Origin of the sequence: Sphingomonas sp. MMS24-J13 (assembly GCF_044905095.1) — a bacterium.
GTDB lineage: Bacteria > Pseudomonadota > Alphaproteobacteria > Sphingomonadales > Sphingomonadaceae > Sphingomonas_I.
Genome location: NZ_CP173258.1, coordinates 3,692,241 through 3,713,250, shown reverse-complemented (window position 1 = coordinate 3,713,250; position 21,010 = coordinate 3,692,241). Strand labels below are relative to the sequence as shown.

General features: G+C 65.7%; 20 protein-coding genes, 1 tRNA gene and 2 pseudogenes. 14 read left to right on the top strand and 9 right to left on the bottom strand.

Annotation, left to right across the window (positions count from 1 at the left end):
• Positions 1-176: 176 nt before the first annotated feature.
• The 4 genes from AB4Z44_RS16960 to AB4Z44_RS16945 form a co-directional block, all read right to left on the bottom strand.
• Entirely contained in the window at positions 177-413 is a 237-nt protein-coding gene (locus tag AB4Z44_RS16960) for a hypothetical protein (RefSeq protein ID WP_404710860.1), read from the bottom strand.
• A gap of 78 nt (positions 414-491) precedes the next feature.
• Positions 492-2,231 (bottom strand): gamma-glutamyltransferase, encoded by a 1,740-nt coding sequence (ggt, locus tag AB4Z44_RS16955; RefSeq protein ID WP_404710859.1) that lies wholly within the window; start codon positions 2,229-2,231, stop codon positions 492-494.
• Positions 2,232-2,289: 58 nt separating this feature from the next.
• Complete coding sequence (locus AB4Z44_RS16950; protein ID WP_404710858.1) at positions 2,290-2,496, bottom strand: hypothetical protein; 207 nt, start codon at positions 2,494-2,496, stop codon at positions 2,290-2,292.
• A gap of 43 nt (positions 2,497-2,539) precedes the next feature.
• Positions 2,540-3,574: a quinone-dependent dihydroorotate dehydrogenase gene (locus AB4Z44_RS16945; RefSeq protein ID WP_404710857.1), complete on the bottom strand. Its 1,035-nt coding sequence runs from the start codon at positions 3,572-3,574 to the stop codon at positions 2,540-2,542.
• A gap of 216 nt (positions 3,575-3,790) precedes the next feature.
• On the opposite strand from AB4Z44_RS16945, the gene AB4Z44_RS16940 reads away from it, so the two are divergent.
• The 9 genes from AB4Z44_RS16940 to AB4Z44_RS16900 all read left to right on the top strand — a co-directional run bounded on the left by AB4Z44_RS16940 (position 3,791) and on the right by AB4Z44_RS16900 (position 10,233).
• Complete coding sequence (locus tag AB4Z44_RS16940; protein ID WP_404710856.1) at positions 3,791-4,234, top strand: SUF system Fe-S cluster assembly regulator; 444 nt, start codon at positions 3,791-3,793, stop codon at positions 4,232-4,234.
• Positions 4,234-5,706, top strand: a complete 1,473-nt coding sequence (sufB, locus tag AB4Z44_RS16935) for a Fe-S cluster assembly protein SufB (protein WP_404710855.1) — start codon at positions 4,234-4,236, stop codon at positions 5,704-5,706. The genes AB4Z44_RS16940 and sufB overlap by 1 nt, the downstream gene beginning before the upstream one ends.
• The gene (locus AB4Z44_RS16930) at positions 5,703-6,011 is read left to right on the top strand and encodes a hypothetical protein (protein WP_404710854.1); all 309 of its coding nucleotides are present in this window, start codon (positions 5,703-5,705) and stop codon (positions 6,009-6,011) included. The genes sufB and AB4Z44_RS16930 overlap by 4 nt, the downstream gene beginning before the upstream one ends.
• Positions 6,012-6,755, top strand: a complete 744-nt coding sequence (gene sufC / locus AB4Z44_RS16925) for a Fe-S cluster assembly ATPase SufC (protein WP_404710853.1) — start codon at positions 6,012-6,014, stop codon at positions 6,753-6,755. It abuts the gene before it with no gap.
• A 142-nt stretch (positions 6,756-6,897) separates the two neighbouring features.
• Positions 6,898-7,980: a SufB/SufD family protein gene (locus AB4Z44_RS16920; RefSeq protein ID WP_404710852.1), complete on the top strand. Its 1,083-nt coding sequence runs from the start codon at positions 6,898-6,900 to the stop codon at positions 7,978-7,980.
• A gap of 109 nt (positions 7,981-8,089) precedes the next feature.
• A complete protein-coding gene (locus AB4Z44_RS16915) occupies positions 8,090-9,304 on the top strand; it encodes a cysteine desulfurase (protein WP_404710851.1) in 1,215 nt (404 codons plus the stop codon).
• The gene (locus tag AB4Z44_RS16910; protein ID WP_404710850.1) at positions 9,301-9,768 is read left to right on the top strand and encodes an SUF system Fe-S cluster assembly protein; all 468 of its coding nucleotides are present in this window, start codon (positions 9,301-9,303) and stop codon (positions 9,766-9,768) included. The genes AB4Z44_RS16915 and AB4Z44_RS16910 overlap by 4 nt, the downstream gene beginning before the upstream one ends.
• Positions 9,768-10,121, top strand: coding sequence for a HesB/IscA family protein (locus AB4Z44_RS16905; RefSeq protein ID WP_404710849.1), 354 nt, complete (start codon positions 9,768-9,770; stop codon positions 10,119-10,121). The genes AB4Z44_RS16910 and AB4Z44_RS16905 overlap by 1 nt, the downstream gene beginning before the upstream one ends.
• Before the next feature lie 36 nt (positions 10,122-10,157).
• Positions 10,158-10,233 (top strand) — tRNA-Thr (locus AB4Z44_RS16900).
• 10 nt (positions 10,234-10,243) lie between these two features.
• On the opposite strand, the gene AB4Z44_RS16895 is transcribed toward AB4Z44_RS16900, so the two are convergent.
• Positions 10,244-10,510, bottom strand: coding sequence for a hypothetical protein (locus AB4Z44_RS16895; protein WP_404710848.1), 267 nt, complete (start codon positions 10,508-10,510; stop codon positions 10,244-10,246).
• Between the two features lie 61 nt (positions 10,511-10,571).
• Positions 10,572-11,480 (bottom strand): 5'-methylthioadenosine/S-adenosylhomocysteine nucleosidase, encoded by a 909-nt coding sequence (locus AB4Z44_RS16890; RefSeq protein WP_404710847.1) that lies wholly within the window; start codon positions 11,478-11,480, stop codon positions 10,572-10,574.
• A gap of 244 nt (positions 11,481-11,724) precedes the next feature.
• On the opposite strand from AB4Z44_RS16890, the gene AB4Z44_RS16885 reads away from it, so the two are divergent.
• From AB4Z44_RS16885 to AB4Z44_RS16870, 4 genes are all read left to right on the top strand, one after another.
• Positions 11,725-12,783, top strand: a complete 1,059-nt coding sequence (locus tag AB4Z44_RS16885; RefSeq protein WP_404710846.1) for a purine nucleoside permease — start codon at positions 11,725-11,727, stop codon at positions 12,781-12,783.
• A 213-nt stretch (positions 12,784-12,996) separates the two neighbouring features.
• Positions 12,997-15,072 (top strand): nuclear transport factor 2 family protein, encoded by a 2,076-nt coding sequence (locus AB4Z44_RS16880; protein ID WP_404710845.1) that lies wholly within the window; start codon positions 12,997-12,999, stop codon positions 15,070-15,072.
• A gap of 136 nt (positions 15,073-15,208) precedes the next feature.
• Entirely contained in the window at positions 15,209-16,453 is a 1,245-nt protein-coding gene (locus AB4Z44_RS16875; protein WP_404710844.1) for an EAL domain-containing protein, read from the top strand.
• Between the two features lie 92 nt (positions 16,454-16,545).
• Complete coding sequence (locus AB4Z44_RS16870) at positions 16,546-16,929, top strand: response regulator (RefSeq protein WP_404710843.1); 384 nt, start codon at positions 16,546-16,548, stop codon at positions 16,927-16,929.
• 288 nt (positions 16,930-17,217) lie between these two features.
• Here the strand turns inward: AB4Z44_RS16870 and AB4Z44_RS16865 are convergent.
• The 3 genes and pseudogenes from AB4Z44_RS16865 to purU form a co-directional block, all read right to left on the bottom strand.
• Positions 17,218-17,310 (bottom strand): annotated as a pseudogene (locus tag AB4Z44_RS16865) (hypothetical protein); the annotation flags it as partial.
• 70 nt (positions 17,311-17,380) lie between these two features.
• Positions 17,381-18,364 (bottom strand): annotated as a pseudogene (locus AB4Z44_RS16860) (gallate dioxygenase); the annotation flags it as partial.
• Between the two features lie 128 nt (positions 18,365-18,492).
• Positions 18,493-19,350 carry a formyltetrahydrofolate deformylase gene (purU, locus tag AB4Z44_RS16855; RefSeq protein ID WP_404710842.1) on the bottom strand — a complete coding sequence of 286 codons (858 nt, stop codon included), beginning with the start codon at positions 19,348-19,350 and terminating at the stop codon, positions 18,493-18,495.
• Positions 19,351-19,587: 237 nt separating this feature from the next.
• On the opposite strand from purU, the gene AB4Z44_RS16850 reads away from it, so the two are divergent.
• Entirely contained in the window at positions 19,588-21,000 is a 1,413-nt protein-coding gene (locus AB4Z44_RS16850; RefSeq protein ID WP_404710841.1) for an aminomethyl transferase family protein, read from the top strand.
• Positions 21,001-21,010 lie beyond the last annotated feature (10 nt).

The window sequence follows — 21,010 nt, the reverse complement described above, 5'->3', positions numbered from 1 at the left end:
GATGGGGGAAGCATGTAGCCAAAAATCCTCCCCGGCACGGGGAGGGGGACCGTTCGGCGAAGCCGAATGGTGGAGGGGGCCCACCTTGAAACCAACGCCTGGCGTGAGGTGGGCCCCCTCCACCATTTCTTCGAAATGGTCCCCCTCCCCGTGCCGGGAGGATTTTTAAGTCAGGATCAGTGGCCCGATGCGGCGTCGCCGACCTTGTCCGCGGCCGAGCTGACGCTCTTCGCGGCGCCGCTGATCGCATCGTCCTTGGCATTTTGCGACGACTGGCGGCTGAACAGATAGAAGCCGCCGATCGCGACCGCGATCAGAAGGACGATCGCGATCAGGATGGTGCCGCCGCTCGACTTGCGTTCGATGATGGTCGTGCCGCCCGCGGGCGTATTCGTCGTTTCGATGTCTGCCATGGCCGTTCTCCTGTTGGGATATCGGCGCGCAAACCTTCGGGCGAGCGGGAAAGTTCCGGACCGGGCCTTTTTCGGCTCCTACTCCGAAGGCGCGTTCTTGCGGATCGTGCGCGTGATCGGATGGGCGCTGCCGTTCTGGTCCATCACCACGCCTTCGCTGCGCGGATCGGCGCCGCCGTCGAGCCTGCCGCCGACCATTTCGATCGCGTTCGCCTTCAGCCCCATTGGCGCGACGATCATCTTGTGGCCCAGGGCTTCGAGCGCCGGCACCATCGCCTCGGCCTGGGTATCCTTCTCCGCGATGACCGGGCCGGGCGCATAGACCAGCCCGAGGGCGATCGCGTCCTGTGCGCTCAGATGCCAGTCGAGCACGCCGACCAGCGCTTTGGCCACCTGCGCGATGATCGTCGATCCCCCGGCCGCGCCGAGCGCGATCCGCACCTTGCCGTTGGGCCCATAGACGATCGTCGGCGACATCGAACTGCGCGGGCGTTTGCCGCCCTCGACCCGGTTGGCGGTGAAATAGCCGTCCTGCACCGGCACGATATCGAAATCGGTGAGCTCGTTGTTGAGGAAGGCGCCGTCGATCGACAGGCCCGATCCCGCGACCGACTCGATCGTCGTGGTCACCTCGGCGACATTGCCCCGTGCATCGACCACGACCAGATCGGTGGTGCCATGCTCGTCGACCGGGGTCGCGCGCGGACGGGCCGGCGCACCAGCCGGCGTGCCCGGCAGTGCCGATGCCATCGTGCTCGTGGGCGAGATCAGGGCCGAGCGCGCCTTGATATAGGCCGGATCGATCAGGCCTGCGGTCGGCACGGCGACATGATCGGGGTCGGCGAGATAGGCATCGCGATCGGCGTAGGCGAGCCGCGAGCTTTCGGCGAAGAGGTGCCAGGCGACCGGCGAATCCTTGCCCAGCTTCGCCATGTCGAAGCGTTCGAGCTGCTTCAGGATCTGCAGCACGATCACCCCGCCCGAAGACGGCGGACCCATCCCGCAGATGCGATAGATGCGATAGGTGCCGCACACCGGATCGCGCGGCTTGGCGCGATAAGCGGCGACATCGGCAAGCGTCATCTTCGACGGGTTGCGTGCGGCGCCGTTGACCGTCGCGACCAGCTTCTCGGCCTGCGCGCCGGTGTAGAAATAATCCGGCCCCTTGGTGGCGATCGCCTCGAGTTGCGCGGCGAGTTCGGGATTCTTGAGGATCGTGCCGACCGGCTTGGCCTTGCCGGCGGCATCATACAGATAGGCCCTGCCCCAGTCGTTGACCGGCAGGCGATAGCTGCCGAGGAAATTGTAAAGCCGGGGCGTGATCGCAAAGCCATTGCGCGCGAGGCGGATCGCCGGCTGGAACAGCCTGGCCCAGGGCAGGCGGCCATGCGCCTTGTGCGCGAGCGCCTCCATCCGCAGATTGCCCGGTACGCCGACGCTGCGCCCGCCCGGCACTGCGGCGCCATGGCTGAGCGGCTTGCCATCGACATAGAACCAGTAAGGCGTCGCGGCTGCCGGGGCCGCCTCGCGCCCGTCATACGTGGTCAGATGCCCCTTGGCGTCGCTGTGGACCATGAAGCCGCCACCGCCGAGCCCCGAATGGAGCGGCTCGACCACGTTGAGCGCCGCCATGATCGCGATCGCGGCATCGGTGGCGCTGCCGCCCTCGCGCAATATTTCCGCGCCCGCCGCCGCCGCGCGCGGATCGGCGGCGCTGACCATGCCTTGCGGCGGTCGTTCCGATTTCGGGCTTTTGGCGGAGGCTGCCTCGATCGGCAGCAGGAGGGCGAGGAGGGGGAACAGGAGCCGCGCGTTCATCGCACTGCACGATAGAGGCTATCGCCGCGCCGACAAGACGCGTTCCGCCGCCGAAGGCTTATTGGGCCTGATTTCCCGCCGTGCCGCTCGCCGCGATCAACACCACGCCGATCATCGTCAGGCACGGCACGATGAATGCCAGCAGGATAGCCCCGATCACCGATCCGGTAAGGTTGATGCCGAGTCCGTAACCCAGCCCGTAATTGGTGGCGAGCAGGAGGAGGAGGGCCAGGACTCCGGGCACTTCGAACGTCTTGGACCTCATGGCGCCCTCTCCAGAGCAGTCGCCCGTCCGTTGCGGCGAGCGATCAATCTTTATCCGTGCCTATGGCCGTACGGATACTCTGGTGGCCATGTGATCGCAGCAACGCCGCAAGCTCGGATTCGATCCGCCGCGGCAGGCCGGGGCCGAAAAAAACCATCGCGCTGTACAATTGGACCAGACTGGCCCCCGCCGTGATGCGCGCAATGGCATCCGCGCCGCTCGCAATGCCGCCCGCGGCGATCAGCGGCAGCAGGCCGCCGGTCGCGCGCCGGAAATCGCGCAGCCGTTCGAGCGCCAGCGATTTGAGCGGCGCGCCCGAAAGCCCGCCGCTCTCGCCGGCATGTTGGCTGCGCAGCGGCGGACGCGAGATCGTGGTGTTCGAGACGATCAGCGCATCGACTTTCCGGTCGATCGCGACGCGTGCGATCGCGTCCACGTCGGCCGCCGCCAGATCGGGCGCGACCTTGAGGAAGATTGGTGGCCCATCCTCGCCCCGCGCCGCCATTGCCGCCGCCAGCAAGGCGTCGAGCGCCGCCGCCTCCTGCAGCGCGCGCAGGCCCGGCGTGTTGGGAGACGAGATGTTGATCGTCAGATAATCCGCGACGTCACGCATGCGGGAGATGCCGGTCGCATAGTCCGCGATCCGATCGGCGGCGTCCTTGTTGGCGCCGACATTGACCCCGACGATCCCCAGCCGGCGTCGTTTGGCCAGTCGCTCATGCGCGGCGGCCTGCCCGCCATTGTTGAAGCCCATGCGGTTGATCACCGCCTGATCCTCGACCAGCCGGAACAGCCGCGGGCGCGGATTGCCCGCCTGCGGCAGCGGGGTGAGCGTGCCCACCTCGACGAAGCCGAAGCCGAGCGAGAGGAAGGCGTCGGGGACCTCGGCATCCTTGTCGACCCCGGCGGCGAGCCCGACCGGCGAGGGGAAATCGAGACCGGCGATAGTGTTGGCGAGAATCGGGTCGTGCTGCGGGGTACGTGTCGGCAATGCCTTGAGCGCTTCGATCGTCAGCCGGTGCGCGCGTTCGGCCTCGAAGGCGAAGAGCAACGGGCGGATCAGGGGGAAGAGGCGCATCGGGATGCTATGGCGCGGTCTTGGGGTTCCGTCATCCCACCTTTCTTCGTCATTCCGCGAAGGCGGGACTCTATGTTCTCAAGGGCTGGAGCTTATGGATTCCCGCCTTCGCGGGAATGACGGTGCAGAGTATGCGACGGGCCGCAGCGAATGCCTTGACCCCGCCCGACTTCGCGCCCATTTGGCAATCCTACTGATTCAGTCCGATTGCGAACGATGCGCCTGTCCAACCTTGCCGATTATGCCGTCGTGATGCTCGCCGCCGCCGCGCGGGCGGGATCGGCGCGGCTCAACGCCACCTGTTTGGCCGAGCAGACCGGCGTGCCGCTGCCGACCGTGCAGAAGCTGGTTGGGCGGCTGGCCGGGGCAGGGCTGATCGTCTCCTCGCGCGGCACGGGTGGCGGCTTCCATCTGGCGCGCAGCCCTGAGAATATCAGCCTGGCCGATATCGTCGAGGCGGTCGAAGGACCGATCGCGATGACCGCCTGCGTCGAACAGGGCCGCCACGATTGCGCGCTGGAAACCGATTGCCGCGTCAAACCGCATTGGGGCGCCGTCAACGACGCGCTCAAGGGTGCGCTGGGCGGAGTCAGTCTCGCCCAGCTCGCCATGCCGGCGCCGATTGTGCGCGAGACGAACGTTATTGAGGTGCTTTCGTAATGGCGACCAAGAACGCCGAAGCCTATGCCGCCGCCGAGAAGACCTATGAATGGGGCTTCACCAGCGACATCGAGCAGGAATTCGCCCCCAAGGGGCTGAGCGAGGACACGGTCCGCTTCATCTCGGCCAAGAAGGGCGAGCCTGCGTGGATGCTCGACTATCGCCTCAAGGCCTATCGCCACTGGCTGACGATGGAGAGCCCCGATTGGGCCAAGCTCGATATCCCGCCGATCGATTATCAGGACGCTTATTATTACGCCGCGCCCAAGGAGAAGCCCAAGCTCGGCTCGCTCGACGAGGTCGATCCCGAGATCCTGCGCGTCTATGAAAAGCTCGGCATCCCGATCGAGGAGCAGAAACTGCTCGCCGGGGTCGAGGGCGAGACGCCGCAGCGCCGCGTAGCGGTGGACGCGGTGTTCGACAGCGTCTCGGTCGCGACCACCTTCCGCGCCGAACTCGAGCGCGCCGGCGTCATCTTCCGCTCGATCAGCGAGGCGCTGAAGGAATTTCCCGATCTGGTGCGCAAATGGCTCGGCAAGGTCGTGCCGATCCACGACAATTACTTCGCGGCCCTGAATGCGGCGGTCTTCTCCGACGGCACCTTCGTCTATGTGCCCGAGGGTGTGCGCTGCCCGATGGAGCTCAGCACCTATTTCCGCATCAATGCCGCCAACACCGGGCAGTTCGAGCGGACTTTGATCGTCGCCGACAAGGGCGCCTACGTCTCCTATCTCGAAGGCTGCACCGCGCCGATGCGCGACGAGAACCAGCTTCACGCCGCGGTGGTCGAACTGGTCGCGCTCGACGATGCCGAGATCAAATATTCGACCGTGCAGAACTGGTATCCGGGCGACGCCAATGGCCTGGGCGGCATCTACAATTTCGTCACCAAGCGCGCGCTCTGCCAGGGCAAGAACAGCAAGGTGAGCTGGACCCAGGTCGAGACGGGCAGCGCGATCACCTGGAAATATCCGAGCTGCGTGCTGGCGGGCGAGAACAGCGTCGGCGAATTTTATTCGGTCGCGGTCACCAACAATCGCCAGCAGGCCGATACCGGCACCAAGATGATCCATCTCGGCAAGGGCAGCCGATCGACGATCGTATCGAAGGGCATTTCGGCGGGCAAATCGGACAACACCTATCGCGGCCTTGTCCGGGTCGGCCCGACGGCCGAGAATGTCCGTAACCACACGCAGTGCGATTCGCTGCTGCTCGGCTCCGAATGCGGTGCGCACACCGTGCCCTATATCGAGGTGCGCAACCCCAGCGCGCAGATCGAGCATGAGGCGACGACCAGCAAGATCAGCGACGACCAGCTTTTCTACGCGATGCAGCGCGGGCTCGATCAGGAGGCCGCGGTGGCTTTGATCGTCAATGGGTTCGCGAAAGAGGTGCTGCAGCAGCTGCCGATGGAGTTTGCGGTCGAGGCGCAGAAGTTGCTGGGGATCAGCCTTGAGGGAAGCGTCGGATGATCGCGGCGCTGATCATGCTGGCGCAGGCCTCCGCTCCCGACGTGCCGACCGATGAGATCACCGTGATGGCGCATCGATTGGAGTCGACCTCGGTGTGGCTGTCACGCGGCGCCGACGGCAAGCTCGCGTGCGGAATGAACCAGTCGAGCGGCGATACGAAGATCGACGCGAAGCTGTGCACGACGGCGGCGCGCTGCCTGAAGGATGGCGCCACGGCCGGCGACGATATGAAGAGCTGCATAGACAAGACCAAGCCCGGTATCCTGCGCGAATTCGCGGCGAACCGGCGAGCAGGACGATCCTGAATGTTGACGATTGAAAACCTCCATGCCGAAATCGACGGCAAGCCGATCCTCAAGGGCCTCTCGCTCAGCATCGGCGCGGGTGAGATCCATGCGATCATGGGCCCCAACGGCGCGGGCAAGTCGACGCTCGGCTATGTCCTGTCGGGCCGCCCGAACTACGAAGTGACCGAAGGATCGGTGACGTTCGACGGCCAGGATCTGCTCGCACTCGCGCCGCACGAGCGCGCGGCCGCCGGCCTGTTCCTGGGCTTCCAATATCCGGTCGAGATTCCCGGCGTCTCCAACCTGCAATTCCTGCGCGAGGCGCTCAATGCGCAGCGCCGCGCGCGCGGCGAGGAGCCTTTGTCGGGCGGCGATTTCATCAAGCTGGCGCGCGCGCAGGCGGCGGCGCTCGGGCTCGATCCCGAAATGCTCAAGCGCGCGGTGAATGTCGGCTTTTCGGGCGGCGAGAAGAAGCGCGCCGAGATGGTGCAGATGGGGATCATCGCCCCCAAGCTCGCCATTCTCGACGAAACCGACAGCGGGCTCGACATCGATGCGCTCAAGGCGGTCGGCAACGGCATCAACACGATCATGCGCCAGCCCGACAAAGCGGTGCTGCTGATCACGCATTACCAGCGGCTGCTCGATTATGTGCAGCCCGATTTCGTCCATGTGCTGGCCGGCGGCCGGATCGTGCGCTCGGGCGGCCCCGAGCTGGCGCTGGAGCTGGAACGCGAAGGCTATCGCGAGATGGCGGCATGAATCTCCTCCCCGGAACGGGGAGGGGGACCGCGTCGCGTAGCGGCGTGGTGGAGGGGCGGAGCCACTTGCGCTGCGCCCAGCCGGACCGCCCCTCCACCACCGGCTGCGCCGGCGGTCCCCCTCCCCGTGCCGGGGAGGATCTATGACCCTCACGCTCCCCACCACCCGTCAGGAGGATTGGCGCTGGTCGGACCTGTCCGCGCTCCCCGCGCTGGCCGAGGCCGGGCATCGCGGCGGCGTGATCGACGTCCATGATCTGTGGATCGGCTGCGGCGGACCGCGCTTGCTGTTCGTCGACGGGCGCTACGAAGCGGGCCTGAGCGATCCGGGGCCGATCACGATTGGTCCGGTCGGCGCGCAGAGCGATCATCCGCTCGGCAGCCTGGTGACCGGCGACGGCTGGACGCTCGAACTCGGTCGCGATCATGCGCCCACCGGCACGATCGAGATTCTCCATGTCGGCACCGGCGGCGCCAGCCATGTGCCCGCGCGCATCGCGCTCGCCGAAGGCGCGCAGGCGAGCTTCGTCGAAACCTATGCCGGCGAGGGCTGGGCCAACCGCCTGACGATCCTCTCGCTCGCGCAAGGTGCGCGGGTGATGCGCGCGATCCGCGCGATCCAGCGCGGCGGCTTCGTTTCGCTGCGCGACGAGGCACATCTCGCGGAGGGAGCGAGCCTGGTCACCACCTTGCTCGGCGCCGGCCGGGCGGACAGCCGGCTCGACGCCGCGATCATCCTCGACGGCGAAGGCGCCTTTGCCGAGCATGGCGGCACCCTGCTCGCGCGCGGCAAGCAGCGCCACGATGCGGCGGTCGTGCTGCGCCATGCCGCGCCCGGCGGCACCAGCCGGCAGGTCTGGCGCGCGGTCGCCGACGACCAGGCCGCCGCGAGCCTCGCCGCGCGGGTCGAGGTCGCGCGCGACGCGCAACGCACCGATGGCGAGCAATCGCTGCGCGGGCTGTTGCTCAAACGCAGCGCGACCGTGAATTTGAAGCCCGAGCTCGAAATCTTCGCCGATGACGTGAAGTGCGCGCATGGCGCCACGGTGGGCGAGCTCGACGCGCAGGCACTCTTCTACCTCGCCCAGCGCGGCGTGCCGCCCGAACAGGCGCGCGCTCTGCTGACCCGCGCCTTCGTCGCCGATGCGCTCGAGCGGATCGGCGAGGAGGCGGTGCGCGAGGTTTTCCTCGATGAGGCCGCGACGTGGTTGGGGAGCGCCGCATGAGCAGTGTCCTTCCCCGTCATGCTGAACTTGTTTCAGCATCCACCGGGCCACAGGCGAAGTCAGTGCGGCACGCCTGGTGGACCCTGAAACACGTTCAGGGTGACGAAAAATGAGCACGATATTGGACGCCCGCCCGCTCGATCTGGTTACCGATTTCCCGGCGATCCCGGAGGGCTGGGCCTATCTCGACACCGCCGCGACTGCGCAGAAGCCGCAGCCGGTGATCGACGCCATCACGCGCGCCTACGGCGAGACCTATGCCACCGTCCATCGTGGGGTCTATCAGCGCTCGGCCGACATGACGCTCGCTTACGAGGCGGCGCGCGCGCGGGTGGCGAAGTTCATCGGCGCGGGATCGCCCAATGAGATCGTCTATGTCCGCGGCGCGACCGAGGCGATCAACCTCGTCGCGCAAAGCTGGGGCGTGACCTTCCTCAAGCCCGGCGATCGCATCCTGCTCAGCCAGCTCGAGCATCATAGCAATATCGTGCCGTGGCAGCTGCTGCGCGACCGGGTGGCGATCGAGATCGACGTCGCCCCGCTCACCGCCGACGGCAAGATCGATCTCGACGCAGTCGAGGCGATGCTGACGCCGCAGCACAAACTGGTGGCGCTCGCGCATGTCTCGAACGTGCTCGGCTCGGTGCTCGACGTGCGGCGCGCGGCCGATCTGGCGCACGCGGTCGGCGCGAAACTCCTCGTCGACGGCTGTCAGGCGATCCCGCGTCTCGCGGTCGACGTGGCCGCGCTCGGCGCGGATTTCTACGTCTTCTCGGGCCACAAATTGTACGGCCCGACCGGGATCGGCGTGCTGTGGGCGCGGCCCGAACTGCTCGACGCGATGCCGCCTTATCAGGGTGGTGGATCGATGATCGATCGGGTGACCTTCGCGCGCACCACCTATGCCCCGCCGCCGACGCGCTTCGAGGCGGGGACGCCGCATATCGTCGGCGCGCTCGGGCTGCATGCCGCGATCGATTATGTCGATGCGATCGGGCTCGACGCGATCCACGCGCACGAGACCGCGCTCGTCCGCCAGACGCGCGATGCGTTGCGCGATCTCAACAGCGTCACCCTGTTCGGACCCGAGGATGCGGCCGGGATCGTCAGCTTCGCGGTCGAGGGGGTGCATCCCCACGATGTCGGCACCATATTGGATGAGGGCCAGGTCGCGATCCGCGCCGGCCACCATTGCGCGCAGCCCCTGATGGAGGTGCTGGGCGTACCGGCGACGGCGCGAGCGAGCTTCGGGGTCTATAACGGGCCGGCCGATGTGGCGGCTTTGGTGAAGGGTATCGAGCGGGTGAGGCGGATTTTCGGATGAGTGAAGAGCGCGAAATCCAGATCGAGGAACTGAGCGAGGCTCCGCCCTTGCCGCCGCGCGCGCGCGTCGAGGATGCGGTCGAAGCGAACGAGGAGCGTCCGCGCGATTATCTCGACGGCTTCCTCAAGCCCCAGCCCGCGCCATCGACGGGCGAAATCGGCGGCGATCTCTATGAGAGCGTGATCGATGCGCTCAAGGAGATTTACGACCCCGAAATCCCGGTCAACATCTACGATCTCGGCCTGATCTACGGGGTCGAGGTGTCCGAAAACAGCCACGTCGCGGTGACGATGACGCTGACCACCCCGCATTGCCCGGTCGCGGAATCGATGCCGGGCGAGGTGGAGTTGCGCGTCGGATCGGTGCCCGGCGTCGGCGTCGCCGAGGTCAATCTCGTCTGGGATCCGCCGTGGGACCCGCAGAAGATGTCCGACGAAGCCAAGCTCGAACTAGGGATGCTGTAATGGCCACCACCACCCGCATCCGTCCCGCAGCGCTCAACCTGACGCCGTCGGCCGAGGCGCGCATCGCCGATCTGATGGCGCGCGCGCCGGAGGGTGCGGTCGGGGTCAAGCTCTCGACCCCGCGCCGCGGCTGCTCGGGCCTCGCTTATTCGGTCGATTACGTGACCGAGGTCGATCCGTTCGACGAGAAGATCGTCACCCCCGGCGGCGACTTCTATGTCGATGGCGGCTCGATCCTCTATCTGGTCGGCTCGACCATGGCGTGGGAGGAAGACGACTTCACCGCCGGCTTCGTCTTCAACAATCCCAACGCCAAGGGCAGTTGCGGCTGCGGCGAGAGCTTCACCGTCTAGCATTTTTCACGCCCCTGACGCATGGGGCGAATGCGTGCCGGCTTAGCTCAGATGGTAGAGCACCTGATTTGTAATCAGGGGGCCACGGGTTCGATCCCTGTAGCCGGCACCATCATTCCCGCTCAGGGCTCCTTGGCCGGCCCCGCATTGGTCCAGTCGTAGACGAGCTTGCTGTCGACATCGCGGACCAGCGTCTCGAGTGAGGCGACATCGAGCGCGCCCCAGGGCTGCTCGGCGCGATAGCGCTGGATCACCACGTCGTCGGCCCGGATCAGTTCGCCGTCGATCAGGATGCCGGCGCTGGTGAGAACCAGCCGGACCTTCTTGTGGCGGGAGCGCGACAGGCTGTCGGCAAGTTCGGCCGCATTCTTCAGTTCGTCGACAGTCATGGTCGCAAATCCTCCGCTCCGTCGCCCATCGCGCGGCCGGCGGCGTTTGACAATCCGTCAGTCAGGGATCGAGCGCGTCGATGAAGCGGGTGACCACATCCGCCGAATTGTCGGAGGCGATGCGGTAGAAAGCGTGCGCCTGATTCTTGCCGGGATCGCCGCCTGCCAGATCGGAGAGGCTGCGAAAGGCGATGTAGGGAATGCTGTTCGCGTAAGCGACCTGCGCCACCGCCGCCGTCTCCATGTCCGTCGCCTGCGCCTTGAAGGCGGCGAAGGCATATTGGCGAAATTCGGCATTATCCATGAACACCGGGCCGGATATGCCGTTGCCGCCAACCACCACCTTGGGCTGCCTGGCGAAACAGAGCGTTTCGCGGCAGCGCGCGAGCGCCGTTGTCCTCGCGACCTTGCGGGCGACGGCGAGCAGGCCCGGATCGGCGTCGAACCAGAACCGGCGCTCGGGCTGCAGGGTACCGTCACGGCGGACCAGCACCGACCGCGGATAGATCATGCCGTGCGGGGTGAAGGCCGGTTGATCGAGCAGGCCTTCGGTCGGGGCGTAGCCCTTGCCGTCGGCGCGCGCGAAGACCGATTCCAGATATTGGCCCCAGCGATCGGGCACGACGACATCGCCGACATCGAGCCCCGGATCGACTCCGCCGGCGACACCCGAAAAGACGATCCGCCGGATCGTGAAGCGATCGAGCGCGAGCTGGGTCGTCATCGCCGCATTGACCATGCTGACACCGCTCAGGAACAGGAGCACCGGCTTGCCCGCCATCGTGCCTGCGATGAAGCGGACGCCGTTGACGCTCCATTCCTGCTTGCCCGTGACCGTACGGCCAAGCGCGATCCATTCGGGCTCGAACGCCGAGATGATCGCGGTGCGTGGCGCCGTGTCGAGCTTGCTCTGCGCGAGGGCGTGGAATGGCGTGAGCAACAGCAAGGCGAACAGGGCAAGCAGGCGCATCACAGGGGTCCCCAAAAGTCATACTGCGCCGCAGCGAAGCCGGGCCAAGGTGACGCAATGCGAGCCCCCCGTCTACTCTTGAAAGCGAGCGGCCATCCGCTTGCGCAGCTGCAGCAATATGATAGCCTCCCCATTGTCATCCGGAACGTGTTCGAGGTCCACCGTGCGTGCCGCACCGTCCGTGCAAGCCGCCTAGTGGATGCTGAAACGAGTTCAGCATGACAAGACGGGGGTGGGGGCAATTTTGGGATTCTTTCGGCGCTTCTCACTTCTGGGCCTGATCGCGCTCCTCGCGGGCCTGGCGCCCGCCGCGGCGCGTCCGATCGAAGTTCGCATCGTGGTCGTCACCGCGTTCGAGATCGGCAAGGATATCGGCGATCGGCCCGGCGAATATCAGGCGTGGGCGGGGGTGGCACCGCAGGTGATGCCGTTCCCGGCCGGCTATCGCCATCTGCGCTACGATCCGAAACGGCATATGCTGCTGCTGTCGACCGGCATGGGCACCAATCGCGCAGCGGTATCGACGATGGCGCTCGGGCTCGATCCGCGCTTCGATCTGCGCCACGCTTACTGGATGGTCGCGGCGATCGCCGGGGTCGATCCCAAGGCGGGATCGGTCGGATCGGCGGCGTGGATCGGCGATGTCGTCGATACCGATTACAGCTATGGGGTCGATCCGCGCGAGGCGCCCGCGGGTTGGCCCACCGGCACCTTCCCGCGCGATCGCGCCCAACCCTATCAGGCGCCGCGCGGCGATCCGCAGTATAATCTGTATGCGCTCGACAAGCCGCTGCGCGACTGGGCGTTCGCGCTGACCAAGGATGTCGCCTTGCCCGACCGCGATGCGCTGAAGACGATCCGCGCCACCTATCCGGGCTTCCCGGCCGCGCAGACGCCGCCGGCCGTGCTGAAAGGCGCCGAGGCGACCGGGCAGACCTTCTGGCATGGCGCCTTGCTCACCGCGCATGCCGAGAAATGGGTCGCCTACTGGACTGATAATGGCGAGCCGTTCGTGATGACGGGCATGGAGGATACGGGAGTCGCCAATGCGCTGGCGACGCTCGGCCGGATGGGGAAAGCCGATCCCAAACGCCTGCTCGTGCTGCGCACCGCCAGCAATTATACGATGCCGCCGCCCGGCGGCCCCGACGCGGCGACGAGCCTGACCGCCGAATTGAAGGGCCTGTCGGCGATGCAGGCCTCGCTCGACGCGGCGTTCATGGTCGGATCACGCGTCGTCGACACGATCAGCGGCAACTGGCCCCTTTATCGCGACACGATCGCGGGGCATGCGGCGCATTAGAGCCGTACGCTGACCCGTTCGTCCCGAGCGCAGTCGAGGGATGTTCCGCGCTAACGTGTCTCGACTTCGCTCGACACGAACGGCGTTGGTGGCCGCGATTTGCCTGAACAGGCTCTCACTTGAGGCCGGAGCGGCTCTGGCCGAACGGCCGGTTGCCAAAGCGTGCCGTGCCGCGCGAAGCGGACGATCAAATACATCGTGAGAGGATGGCGGATGATCGCGCGCACGCTCGTGGGGATGCTGGCGGCCTTGCTGGTCGCGACGGGGGCGCAGCCGGCACCCCCCGCACAGCCCGATTCGATCGATCGCCTTGCGCGCGATGTCGGCAGCCTGGAATTGGTGCGCGCGGTCAAGGATCTGCAGCGCTCCTACGCGCAATATGCCCAGTTCGGCCTGTGGGGCGAGATGGCGGATCTGTTCGGTACGCGCGGCCGCATCCTGTGGGGCGATCGGGAAATCGTCGGCCGTGCGGCGATTTGCAGGTGGCTGGAGGAACGCGGCGGCCCGGCCGGCCTCACCCCCGGCGCGCTCAACACCGTGCTGACCGAGAATGCCCTGGTCAATCTCTCCCCCGATGGCACTGCCGCCAAGGCGCGCTGGGGCAACATGGCGCTTACCGGCGACGGCAAGGGCAGGACCTGGATGGAAGGCGGCATTTTCGAGAACGACTATGTCCGCGAAGGCGGGCGCTGGACGATCGCGACGCTCCATTATTATCCGCAATATGAAGGCACGTATGCGGACGGGTGGAGCAATGTCGGCCAGCAGGACCTGCCGATCATACCCTTCCACTTCACCCCAGAGACGGTCGGCACGCCGATCCCGGCGGCATCGGGCGCGGCGCCGAAGAGCGGAGCGACGCTGGCTGCGCTCGGCAGGCGCATCGCGGCGCTGAATGCGGAGGACGATGTCCGCAATCTGCAGCATGCTTATGGTTATTACGTCCAGCGCCGGATGTGGGACGATGTCGTCGATCTGTTCGCCGCGAACGGCGTGATCGAGATTGCCGGGGTCGGCACGTTCAAGGGGCCGGCCGGCATTCGCAAGGCGCTCGAACGGATGGGGCCGCCCGGGCTCGGCCATGGCGATCTCAACGATCGGCTGATCTTCGACGCGATCGTGAGGGTCTCAGCCGGCGGCGGCGAAGCCCTTGCGCGCGGCACCGAACTCGGCCTCCTGGGCGCAGCAGACAAGGGCGAGGCGGGTTGGGAGATCGGCGTGTTCCGCAATCGCTTCGTGCGCGACGGCGGGGTCTGGAAAATCCGCGAGCTGCGTATCCAGCCGCTGGTGAAGGCCGATTACAAGGCCGGTTGGGGCGAAGGCGGGATCGGCGGCCCGAAGCTGGCTGCGCTGCCGCCGTTTCTCGGGCCCAATCCCGTCACCGGCAAGGCGGTCGCGGCGCCCGGCCGGACGCTCTTCGCCGCACGGCCGCTGACCGGTGCGATCGCCCCAGGCGCGCTGCCGCCAGCGCGCCTGACGGATCTGCGCCGCCGCTACATGCGCTCCTACGCCTTCGACGGCACCGAGAACGTCTCGGCCGCCTACGGTTATTATCTCGACGACAGCCAGTGGCCCGAAATGGCGCGGATCTTCGCGATCAAGGGCAACAAGCAGTCGCCGTTCGCCGGATATTATTTCGGGCGCGACCGGATCGCGGGGGCGGCGACCGCCACCTATGGCGCGGCCAAGGATCCGAAGACGGTCAAGCGCGCCTTCATCGCCTTTCACTGGCGCATCCAGCCGGTGGTGCTGGTGTCGCACGACGGGCGATCGAGCACGCTGCGCACCTATCTGTTCCACCCCAATACCGGCAAATATGACAAGGCCGGAGGCAAGCCCAATCGCGCCGGCACGATCCAGACCGGCATGTATCCCAACGATCAGGTGGTGTGGGAGGATGGCGCCTGGCGGATGTGGTCGCTCACGATCGACGAACCCTATTTCGTGATGCCGAGCTGGCAGGAAAGCTGGTCTGGCGCCAAAGAGCCGCCCGCGGGCGAACGCCCGCCCGCGAGCCCGCTGATGCAGCGTTATCCGCCCGATATCCCGATCACCGATCTCGGCCGGCGCGAGGAAGGTTTCCGCGGCGGGGTCGGCACCACCATCACTTGGCCGGGCATCGTGCCGATGTGGTTCGATTATCGCAATCCGGTGAGCGGCCGCACGCCCCCGCTCTACTGGCCCGATTGCGTCCCGTGCGAGAAACGGCCCGAAGCGAGCATGACCCGCAACGGCTATCAGCTACCGCCGCGCGGGCCTCAGGCTGACGGCGTCGAAATCGGGCATTAGCGCCACCAGGATCGATGAATCGAGCATATCGCCGACCGTTCGGATGAGACGCGTTAACGTCGCGGGAATACCTTCACGATAGGGCCGTTCCTTGCGTCGCATGCGAAGCGGCGCGTCGGGAGCCCTGGACCAGCACGTGCGCGCAATCTTCGCCATCGTCGCGATCGACCGGTTCGCCGCGCTCAAGCGGACGATCGGCTATTCGCGCGCGGTTGGGCTGCTCGAAGGATTGGCAACCGACATCCGTGCTTTGTTGCCCGTGCCGAGCGCGGCCTGGCCCGGGCGAAATGCGGTAGAGTTGAGTTTCTCGTGCGAAACCGCGGCCGAAGCCGAGCATCTGTTGATGCAGCTCTCGGCCGATCTCGCCGCCGAGACGACGATCGCAGGCTATGTCTTCCGCCGCACGGTTACGATCGGCGCGATCGATGCGGGCGATCTGCCGATTTCGGACGAGCTGGTCGAGATGGCCGAACAGGCACTCGAGCAGGCGCGCGAGGCGCGGGCGCCCTATCTCCTGGCCGACGAAGAGGATTTCCGCCCGGCGCTCGATGGGTTGCATCTGATGCGCGATCTGCAACAGGCGATCCGCGATGACGCGCTGACGCTCCATTATCAGCCCAAGATCCGGAGCCGCAGCGGTGAGGTCGCGTCGGCCGAGGCACTGCTCCGCTGGCCTCACCCGACGCTCGGGATGATCCCGCCCGACCAGTTCATTTCCCTGGCGGAGGAATCGGGTAATATCGCCGCGCTTACCGAATGGGTGCTCGGCCATGCCATCGCCGATCAGGCGCTGCTCGCGCGGATCGGGGTCGATCTGGCGATCGACATCAATATTTCGGGCGTGCTGGTGGCCGATCGTCAGTTTCGCGACATGGCGCTGGCGCGGATCGCCGCCGCCAACGGCACGATCGGGTTCGAGATCACCGAAACCGCGATGATGCACGATCCAGAAGGCGCGCTCGCCAATCTCGAGGCGTTCTCGGCCGCCGGCATCCGGCTGTCGATCGACGATTACGGATCGGGCTTCTCGTCGCTCGCTTATCTCCAACGGCTGCCCGTGCAGGAGCTCAAGATCGACAAGATCTTCATCTCGCGGCTCGCCAGCGGGCAGCGCGATCCGTTGCTGGTGCGCTCGACGATCGATCTGGCGCATGCGCTGGAGATGGAGGTCACGGCGGAGGGGGTGGAGACACCCGAGGCGCTGGCCTTGCTGCAGGTGATGGGCTGCGATCTGGTGCAGGGCTTCTATCTTGCCCGCCCGCTGGAGCTGGGGGCGTTGGTCGATTTCGTCAAGCGTAAGGTGCGCGACGAGGGACCGGTCGTAGCGCAGGCGCTTCGTGACCGAGTGCGCCGCCGCGCGGAGCGTGGCGCACTTCGCTGAATATTCCGAAATCATGCATGACTGATCGATAGGGATGACAATTAAGCCTTAACCAAGGCCCGCTAGAGCTCGGCTCGGGAGTTGCCGGATCTATGCAAGTGCTTTTCGTCGAAGACGACCCGATGAATTGGCGCGTGGTCAAGGACATGCTGACGATCGCTGGCGTCGATATGGCCGAGGCGGAGGATGCCGAGACCGGGCTGCGCATGATCGACGAATCGCATTACGACGTCGTGCTGATGGATCTGCGCATGCCGGGAATGGACGGGTTATCGGCGATCCGCTGCATTCGCGCGCGCGCCGATGCCAAGGCTACGATCCCCATCATCGTCATCACCGCCGATACCGCGATCGATCTGCGCGAACGCAGCCTCGCGGCGGGCGCCGATCAGGTGCTGCAGAAGCCGGTGGCGATGAATGCCCTGTTCGATGCGCTGGGCGAGGCGATCGATAATGAGGGGCATGTGATTCTCTGACTAAATCCTCCCTGAGCGAAGCTCGGGGAGGGGGACCGCCAGCCGCAGGCTGGTGGTGGAGGGGCGGCGATCGCAGACCGCCGTCTTTGACGGCGGCCCCTCCACCAATTCTGAGAATTGGTCCCCCTCCCCATGCTGCGCATGGGGAGGATTTAATGCACCTCAGTTGACCGTGGCGTCGACCTTGTCGTGGGTGTCCTTGCCGCCGACGCCATAGACGACCTGGCTGTTACGGGTCGCGAGGAAGTCGGGCAGGCTCATGCCGTTGAAATTGGCGTAGATCGCCGGATTGGGTGTGCCGACCACCGCCGCGAGTTTCTCCAGCACGAAGAAGATCGCGCCATAGCGGTTGAGCCCGATCCAGTCGCGGTTTCGGATCATCGCGCGCTCGTTCTCGGGCAGGCCCCATGACTTCGAACAGGGCTTCCGGATCGGCGAGGAACGCCTCGCGATGCGCGGGGATGACGAGATCGTGGAGGAATTTGTTGAGCTTGTAATGCTTGACCGAGCGTTCGAGCGTGAACGGATAGGTGCCCTCGAGCGCCTCGGCACCGGCCAGCTGTTCCGCCGCCTTTGCGCGCGCCGCGGCGGCCTCGCGTTCGGACAGGGGCTCGGCCTGGTTCTCCAGCACCATCGTCGCGATCGCGGTCATCGACGGCAGGTAATAGCTGCGGTGGAGCGACTTGACCGAGGCCGACAGCATGCCGCGCCCCACCAGCCACATGATGACCTCGGAGCTTTCCATGCCGCCCAAAGTCGCATGATCGGCGTGCGTCATGTGCGTCAGCGCCACCGGATCCTTCTCCAGCAGCTCCATGAACTTCGCGTCCCATGGCGGGTTATTGAAGCCCGAACGTTCGCCATGGACCTGATGCGACAGGCCGCCGGTGGTGAGCACCGCGACCTTCAGATCCTCGGGGTAGCTCTCGATCGCGGTGCGCAGTTCCTGGCCGAGCTTCCAGCAGCGCTTGGCCGACGGCACCGGGAATTGCAGCACGCCCATCTGCAGCGGGATGATCGGCAGCGACCATGTTTCGCCGTCCTGGTCGAGCAGCACCGACAAGGGTGAGAAGCAGCCATGGTCGAGCGGTTTGCCCTGGAAGAAGGACATGTCGAACTCGTTCGCGACGAGATGCTCGCCGATATGGCGGGCGAGCGCCGAATGCCCCTTGATCGGCGGCAGGCCGCGCACGCCGCCGCCTTCGTCGGCGACCGCATAGTCCTCGCCGATGCCGAGGCAGAAGGCCGAATAATGATCGAAGAAGAAGGACGTGACATGATCGTTGTACGTCATGAACAGCACGTCGGGCTTCACCTCGGCGAGCCACGCCTTGATCGGCTCATAGGCGTCGAAGATCGGCTTCCACACCGGATCCTGCTGCTTCTTGCCGTCGAAGGCGAAGCCGATCGTGGGCGTATGCGAGGTGGCGATCATGCCGACGATGCGTGCCATGGGAATCCTTCTCCATTCTGATTCCGGCAGGCGCCGGATGTCGATTTGCCGAAGCGCCCACCTTCCGCAGCCCGTCTTGTGCGGGGTAGCGGAAGGTGGGTGATATACGTTTAATCCCGGAACACGACTGTCCGATTGCCCGCGACGAACACGCGGCCCTCGAGATGCCAGCGCACCGCGCGCGCGAGCACGCGACGCTCGATGTCGCGGCCCTTGCAAACCAGGTCTTCGGGCGTATCGGCGTGGCTGATATGTTCGACGTCCTGGCTGATGATCGGACCTTCGTCGAGATCGGCGGTGACGTAATGGCCGGTCGCACCGATCATCTTCACGCCGCGCGTGTGCGCCTGGTGATAGGGCTTGGCGCCCTTGAAGCCCGGCAGGAAGCTGTGGTGGATGTTGATGCAGCGGCCCGACAGGAAGGTCGCGAGATCGTCCGACAGGATCTGCATGTAGCGCGCCAGCACGATCAGCTCGGCGCCGGTCTCGTTGACCACGCGCTTGATCTCGGCCTCCTGCTCGGCCTTCTTGCCCTTCTCCATCGGGAAATAATGGAACGGGATGTCGTTGCCGATCATGTCGGCGCGGATCGATTCCTTGGGATGGTTCGAGACGATCGCGACCACGTCCATCTCGAGCTCGCCGATGCGGTTGCGATAGAGCAGGTCGATCAGGCAGTGATCGAACTTGGAGACCATCAGCAGAACCTTGCGGCGATGCCCCTTGGCGAGAATCTCCCACTTCAGGCCGAACGTATCGGCGACCGACACGAAGCCGGTCTTGAACGCCTCGATCTTGTCGGCGTCCATCGTGAAGACCACGCGCATGAAGAAGAGGCCCGACTGGGGCGCGTCGAACTGCTGTGCGTCGTTGATGTTGCCACCGGCATCGGCCAGCGCGCCGGCGACGGCCGCGACGATTCCGGGCTTGTCCTCGCACGACAGGGTAAGGATGAAAATGTTATCCACGGGCTCCCTCTCTGCGCACTGAAACTTCGCGTGCGCGATTCTTCACATAGGCGATGCGCATAGCGGGCTTCCAGCCCCCCGTCACGCATTCATGAAATTGTACGCAACACATACATATTTCGGTCGCCAGCGCCTTGCAAGTTGTCCGCGAACCCAATAGGACCCGGGCCGTTATTCTCTCACCGGCAGCACAGGCTTCGGGGGGGTTGGTGACACTATCTGGAGGATGCCTAGATCATGGCTGCTACGAATCTTGAGGAAGTGCTTCAGGCCGCCGGTAACCCGGTCCACATGCTGCGCAATTCGCAGGTCGGTGCGTACATCTATCCCGTCGTCGCCGGCGAATTTTCCAACTGGCGCGACGAGCAATGGGCATGGCAGCATAGCGCCGTCCTGTTCGACCAGACCCACCACATGGTCGACGTCTACATCCGCGGCAAGGACGCGCTGAAGCTCTGCAGCGACACCGCGATCAACTCGATGGCCAACTTCAAGGTCAACCAGGCCAAGCAATATGTCCCGACCACGCCCTACGGCCATGTGATCGGCGACGGCATCCTCTTCTATCTCGCGCCGGAAGAGCTCGTCTATGTCGGCCGCGCGCCGGCCGCCAACTGGCTGAAGTTCCATGCCGAGACCGGCGGCTACGACGTCGATCTGGTCTATGACGATCGTTCGCCGGGCCGCCCGATGGGCAAGCCGGTGAAGCGCATCAGCTGGCGCTTCCAGATCCAGGGCCCGCAGGCCTGGAACGTGATCGAGAAGCTCAACGGCGGCCCCGTCGAGCAGCTCCGCTTCTTCAACATGGCGACCATGAACATTGCCGGCAAGACGGTGCGCACGCTCCGCCACGGCATGGCCGGCGCGCCGGGCCTCGAAATCTGGGGTCCGTACGAGGAAGCCGAAGAGATTCGCGCCGCGATCCTCGAGGCCGGCAAGGAATTCGGCCTGATCCCGGTCGGTTCGCGCGCCTATCCGTCGAACACGCTCGAGTCGGGCTGGATCCCCTCGCCGCTCCCCGCCATCTACACCGGCGAGAAGCTGAAGGCCTATCGCGAGTGGCTGCCCGCCACCTCGTACGAAGCCACCGGCGCGCTCGGCGGCTCGTTCGTCTCCGAGAATATCGAAGACTATTACGTCAACCCGTACGAGATCGGCTACGGCCCGTTCGTCAAGTTCGACCATGATTTCCACGGCCGCGAGGCCCTGGAAGCGCTCGACAAGAGCACGCAGCGCCACAAGGTGACGCTGGCCTGGGACGGCGCGACGATGGGCAAGATCTACAGCTCGCTGTTCACCGCCGAGCATGGCAAGACCTACAAGTTCTTCGATCTGCCGCTCGCCAACTATGCCAACTCGAACTACGATGCGGTCGTCAACGCGAACGGCGACACGGTCGGCGTCTCGATGTTCACCGGCTACAGCTGGAACGAGAAGGCGGCGCTCAGCCTCGCCACCGTCAACCCCGACATCAAGATCGGCGACGACGTGAAGGTCGTGTGGGGCGAAGAGAATGGCGGCACCAAGAAGACCACGGTCGAGCCGCACCAGCAGATCGACGTCCCGGCGATCGTCAGCCCGATCCCCTACTCCAAGGTCGCTCGCGAGGAGTATGAGGGCGGCTGGCGCCTGAAGGTCAACGCCGCCTAAGCGTTCGATC

What these genes read in the sequence shown, in the direction of transcription:
- AB4Z44_RS16890 (WP_404710847.1), bottom strand. Translation starts at nt 11,480, where the DNA reads ATGCGCCTGCTTGCCCTGTTCGCCTTGCTGTTGCTCACGCCATTCCAC.
- AB4Z44_RS16910 (WP_404710850.1), top strand. Translation starts at nt 9,301, where the DNA reads ATGAGTGAAGAGCGCGAAATCCAGATCGAGGAACTGAGCGAGGCTCCG.
- AB4Z44_RS16930 (WP_404710854.1), top strand. Translation starts at nt 5,703, where the DNA reads ATGATCGCGGCGCTGATCATGCTGGCGCAGGCCTCCGCTCCCGACGTG.
- sufC (WP_404710853.1), top strand. Translation starts at nt 6,012, where the DNA reads ATGTTGACGATTGAAAACCTCCATGCCGAAATCGACGGCAAGCCGATC.
- AB4Z44_RS16940 (WP_404710856.1), top strand. Translation starts at nt 3,791, where the DNA reads ATGCGCCTGTCCAACCTTGCCGATTATGCCGTCGTGATGCTCGCCGCC.
- sufB (WP_404710855.1), top strand. Translation starts at nt 4,234, where the DNA reads ATGGCGACCAAGAACGCCGAAGCCTATGCCGCCGCCGAGAAGACCTAT.
- AB4Z44_RS16870 (WP_404710843.1), top strand. Translation starts at nt 16,546, where the DNA reads ATGCAAGTGCTTTTCGTCGAAGACGACCCGATGAATTGGCGCGTGGTC.
- AB4Z44_RS16950 (WP_404710858.1), bottom strand. Translation starts at nt 2,496, where the DNA reads ATGAGGTCCAAGACGTTCGAAGTGCCCGGAGTCCTGGCCCTCCTCCTC.
- AB4Z44_RS16915 (WP_404710851.1), top strand. Translation starts at nt 8,090, where the DNA reads ATGAGCACGATATTGGACGCCCGCCCGCTCGATCTGGTTACCGATTTC.
- AB4Z44_RS16905 (WP_404710849.1), top strand. Translation starts at nt 9,768, where the DNA reads ATGGCCACCACCACCCGCATCCGTCCCGCAGCGCTCAACCTGACGCCG.
- AB4Z44_RS16960 (WP_404710860.1), bottom strand. Translation starts at nt 413, where the DNA reads ATGGCAGACATCGAAACGACGAATACGCCCGCGGGCGGCACGACCATC.
- ggt (WP_404710859.1), bottom strand. Translation starts at nt 2,231, where the DNA reads ATGAACGCGCGGCTCCTGTTCCCCCTCCTCGCCCTCCTGCTGCCGATC.
- AB4Z44_RS16895 (WP_404710848.1), bottom strand. Translation starts at nt 10,510, where the DNA reads ATGACTGTCGACGAACTGAAGAATGCGGCCGAACTTGCCGACAGCCTG.
- AB4Z44_RS16880 (WP_404710845.1), top strand. Translation starts at nt 12,997, where the DNA reads ATGATCGCGCGCACGCTCGTGGGGATGCTGGCGGCCTTGCTGGTCGCG.
- AB4Z44_RS16945 (WP_404710857.1), bottom strand. Translation starts at nt 3,574, where the DNA reads ATGCGCCTCTTCCCCCTGATCCGCCCGTTGCTCTTCGCCTTCGAGGCC.
- AB4Z44_RS16920 (WP_404710852.1), top strand. Translation starts at nt 6,898, where the DNA reads ATGACCCTCACGCTCCCCACCACCCGTCAGGAGGATTGGCGCTGGTCG.
- AB4Z44_RS16850 (WP_404710841.1), top strand. Translation starts at nt 19,588, where the DNA reads ATGGCTGCTACGAATCTTGAGGAAGTGCTTCAGGCCGCCGGTAACCCG.